Annotated in this window: 1 protein-coding gene and 1 CRISPR repeat array; the gene reads right to left on the bottom strand. The window is 39.2% G+C overall.

Translation table 11 applies throughout. From position 1 onward, the window contains the following. Positions 1 to 290: 290 nt before the first annotated feature. Positions 291 to 3170 carry a UPF0182 family protein gene (locus IM496_RS19830; RefSeq protein WP_287663018.1) on the bottom strand — a complete coding sequence of 960 codons (2880 nt, stop codon included), beginning with the start codon at positions 3168 to 3170 and terminating at the stop codon, positions 291 to 293. Positions 3171 to 3738: 568 nt separating this feature from the next. Next, a CRISPR array of direct repeats spans positions 3739 to 4279; the repeat unit is 34 nt; unit sequence GTTTCCAACTAATCCTATTTGACCTAATAGGTAA. Positions 4280 to 4439 lie beyond the last annotated feature (160 nt).

Below are 4439 nucleotides of genomic sequence, written 5' to 3'. Positions count from 1 at the left end.
TGGTCAACTACCTAATTTTCAGGGAAAAAGTACCTCAATTTTCCCCCTGATCACTCCCATGCCTGGTACTTTTTGATTGACAAAAAGTCTAAAAGTCTTACCCAACAAGGTTTTTAGATTTATTCAGCAGACCCTAATTAAAAGCATAACTCAATCCTTTGATGATACTGGATTTTGAAATTGGCTGATTAACCAGAGCAGGCAATTTTCTGGGCGAATTCGGGGATATTGAGGATCGTTCTGGAACCAGCATCAGCTTTCTTGCTAATTTGTGGGCAATTAGCGGCAATTTAGCTCTGATCACCTTGAAATAGCTTTTCTAAAGCTTCCTTCAAGGTTGGTTCCATGACAATTTTATTTTGATAAGCAACTGTTACTCTAGCGATTGTCGGGACACTATTTTGGTCTGCCACTAGATACAAAGGTTCTACATAAAGCAGCGATTGTTCAATGGGAATAATTAATAGGTGTCCTTGCAAAACTTTAGAACCGTCCCGATTCCAAAGGGAAATCTGTTGAGAAATATCTGGATCTTGGTTAATTAAAGCCTCAATTTGATTCGGTCCGTACACTAACCTTTGTTTAGGAAATTGATAGAGTAATAACTTACCATACTCTCTATCGTCTGAACGCGCCGCTAACCAAGCGATTAAATTTTGCCGACTAGAGGGAGTATAGGGATGCAGGAGAATAAATTCTTCTTTGTCGGAATCGGGCAGTTTCATGATTAAATAATAGGGTGATACAGCCTGGGGTTCCGTGCCGTAAATTTCTAGGGGAATTTCCCATTGATCCTCCCGATTATAAAATACTTGCGGGTCGGTCATGTGATAGGTTAATAATCTTTCCGCTTGGGTACTAAATAAATCTTCGGGGTAACGGATATGACTGCGGAGAGTTTTCGGCATTTCTGCTAAAGATTTAAAGAGATGAGGAAAGATTTTACTCCACGTCTGAATAATTGGATCATTTTGATCGGCAACATAAAAATTCACCGTTCCATGATAGGCATCCACTACCACTTTCACCGAATTGCGAATATAGTTAAATTTATCTTTCCCTGGGTCAGAATAGGGATAGCGATCACTGATAGTATAAGCATCGATAATCCAATGTAATTTACTACTACTATCGCCCACATCTGCCGCTACTAAATAGGGGTTGCGATCATAATTTAAAAAAGGGGCAATAGTTTGCACACGATTTTGGATATCACGACGCATTAACAGGCGAGTTTCGGGAGTAAAATCTTGGCTAAATAACATTTGCCAATCCCGCAAATAAAGGGCAAATAGCCAACGTCTCCACCCGGTCCCCACTAGGATTCCTCCCTTACCATCGTAGGTATTATAGACATTTCCGTCCCCGCTGGGAAAATCCAATTCTTCTGCGGTGGTGGGAGTCATCACATAATTATTAGTTAATTCCCCGTAGTAAATGCGGGGTTTACCAATGGGAATACTATAATCAATTAATTCGCTAGAGGTTTGTAGGGCCCCTTCGTCTTTATTTGTGCCGATATCTTTGACAAAATAGTAGGGTAAACCCCCGGCAGCCACTAAATTAACCGGGGAAAGAGTGAACCCATAACCGTGGGTATAAACGAGATGTTTATTCACCCAAGTATTAGCAGAAGTGGGAACCGCACTATAATCTAATTCCCTAGCGGCAATAATGGTCTGTTGTTTTTCAGATATTTGACGTTCTTCGATTTTTTCAGGCAATCCCACTCGCACCCGATAGCGATCGATATCAGCATCGGGGAATTTATAATATAAGCGAATTTGCTGTAATTGTCGGTTAGTTTCTAGCAGTGGTTTGGTGTCCCAAAGACGAATATTATCGATAGTCAGATGATTTTTCTCTAAAACTTCGGCATTTAATTCGGCCTGTGGATCGAAAACTTGGGCATCAATTCTATCTAAGGAAAAAGCCGCTCTTGTGGATTGAATACTTCTTTCGATATAGGGTCTTTCTCTCACTAATTCATTCGGTTGTACGATTATTCTTTGTAATCCTCCACTGATAATTATGCCACTTATCCAAACAATTAAATAGAGAAATACAGGAACTAAGTAGGGGAAAAATACCAACTTTTTCTTGGCGGTTTTGTGTAATTTGCGACGGTATTTTTTACCAAATAATGCTTTTTCTCCTAACCATATACAGGTTATTCCTGCAATAATTCCCAGAATAATTTCAATAAATTGACCAACATGAGCATCGATATAACCCGCACCATAAACTACTCCTTCGGGAGAGTAAAGTAGCAGGTAACGCTGAATAATATGGTGTAATACTAACAGCCCCATTAACCCACTCCACAGGGCGTATAAATGACGCAGTTGCGGACGAGAAAACCCCGGAAATTTTCCCAGAGAAAGACTATCACCCGAAAAAAGATAGGTTAAACTAACAGCAAAAAGAGTATATATTCCCACACCACTGAGCCATAACTCTAGTAACTGCCACAGGGGTAATTGAAAGATATAAAAACCTAAATCATTCCCGTATTGAGGATCGTTAATATTGAAAGGAACACCATAAAAATATTTTAAAAAATTCGCCCACTGCCCAGCAATAATAAAAGATAGCATTACAGTAAATACTATAGATATTATTCTCAAAAAATACTCGGTTTTAATTAATAATCCCAAGACTAAAAGAGCGATAATTACTCCTTGCCAAAGATTACTGGAAATATCGGTTAATACTTGCCTAATCCAAACTATTTCCAGAGGAGAACTTAGGGAAGAACTAAGGTTAGGGAGATTAAAATCCGGTGTCCAGAGACTGAGGGCTAGTTTACTGTAATACAATAACATTGACCCGATCCAAGCTCCAATTCCCGTTGCAATAATCAAAAGGCCGAGTAAATTAATACTAGGAGATTGAGGACTAAGAGGATAACTATCTTCCTGGGGTTTTTGCCAACGAAAACGCTGGGCTAAACGTAAATTAGTAAAAATAAAAAGTAGAGAAAGAATCGCACTTCCCCAACCTAATCCCAGTTGCCAAGATAATTGCTTCAGGAAAGTGTTTAAATAACCCATCTCGGTAAACCAGAGGCTATTGGCTACCACTAACACCCCCAACTCCCCGATCACAAGGCAGCCGAGAAACAGTAAAATAGGTTTAGCGATCGAGCTTCGGTTAGATCTGATGAGCATGGATAAAGTGATAAAAGAGAGTCTTCTTTCATTCTAGCGATTTTAGTTTCTCCCTGCTGCTTTTTCTTAATTTAAAGATAAACTTAAGAAACCATGGCCGGGTTAGGGCGATAATTTCGCTTAAAGTCAGCAATTTTAGCTAGTATTAGCAGGTAATGATTCGGCAGTAGTGCCGTAGCCCTCTTGCTTACCTGGTATGAATTGTGTAAAATATTTATTATTAAATAATACCTTTCGACAAAGGATTTCTCTGCTGGTGAAAGAGAGTCTATCTTTCTCTAAAAAAATGGAGAATCACGTTGGGGAACCCTTTGGTATTTTATCCATGACTACAATGCACAGCAAAGCAAAGGATTAAGCCGCCATCACTACTACCGAATCACCACCGTTTCTAATTAAAGAGGGCGAATGCAATTCGCCCCTACAATAATATTATTATTATTGTGCCAATGGTAGGGGCGCATCGTGGTCAGTGAGTTTATCGAACTGCGTGCGCCCAGAATGTCCTATAGATATTTCGACAAAATTGAAAAGCAGAAAAAGGGTTTATTTATAAACCCTTTTTCTGCTTTTTAACTAATCCTATTTGACCTAATAGGTAAGGAAAAAATCCTAGATTTTTGCCAACAAAATTATCCAGAGTTTCCAACTAATCCTATTTGACCTAATAGGTAAGGCCAGGATACGACAGGGGGGATGACCATGAAGCAAATGTTTCCAACTAATCCTATTTGACCTAATAGGTAAGGTAGATAGTCAAGGCAAGCCGATCTACTATCTCAAGAAGTTTCCAACTAATCCTATTTGACCTAATAGGTAAGGTCTAACGAGTTTATCAACGGGTGCTGGACGGAGCTTGGTTTCCAACTAATCCTATTTGACCTAATAGGTAAAGAAAAACCAAACCTTAACCTTCGTGGTTAAGACTTTTCGTTTCCAACTAATCCTATTTGACCTAATAGGTAAGGACTTTACCCATTTATCACTCAAAAATATTATGACAGTTTCCAACTAATCCTATTTGACCTAATAGGTAAGGGGTTCCAGGAATCTTAATCTGGTTAAAGGATGTAAGGTTTCCAACTAATCCTATTTAACCTAATAGGTAAGGAGTAAGAGTAGGGCTAATTCCTGAGAGGGGGACAAGCGAGCTAGAAGGTAGATAGGGCAAGCGATATCGCTCTTTGTCCTTTGATGTAATCCTTCAACCGATAGCGGCTAATTTGCATTAGCTCTTCTATATTTTTTTGGAACATTTGATGTAGCTGG

Origin of the sequence: Microcystis sp. M049S2, assembly GCF_020245625.1 — a bacterium.
Classification (GTDB): Bacteria; Cyanobacteriota; Cyanobacteriia; order Cyanobacteriales; family Microcystaceae; genus Microcystis; species Microcystis ichthyoblabe_A.
The sequence above is the reverse complement of the archived record's forward strand: the minus strand, read 5'-3'. Positions and strand labels throughout refer to the sequence as shown.

Bases quoted from the DNA above. Each gene is read 5' to 3' on its own strand.
- IM496_RS19830 (WP_287663018.1), bottom strand. From the start codon at position 3,170: ATGCTCATCAGATCTAACCGAAGCTCGATCGCTAAACCTATTTTACTG.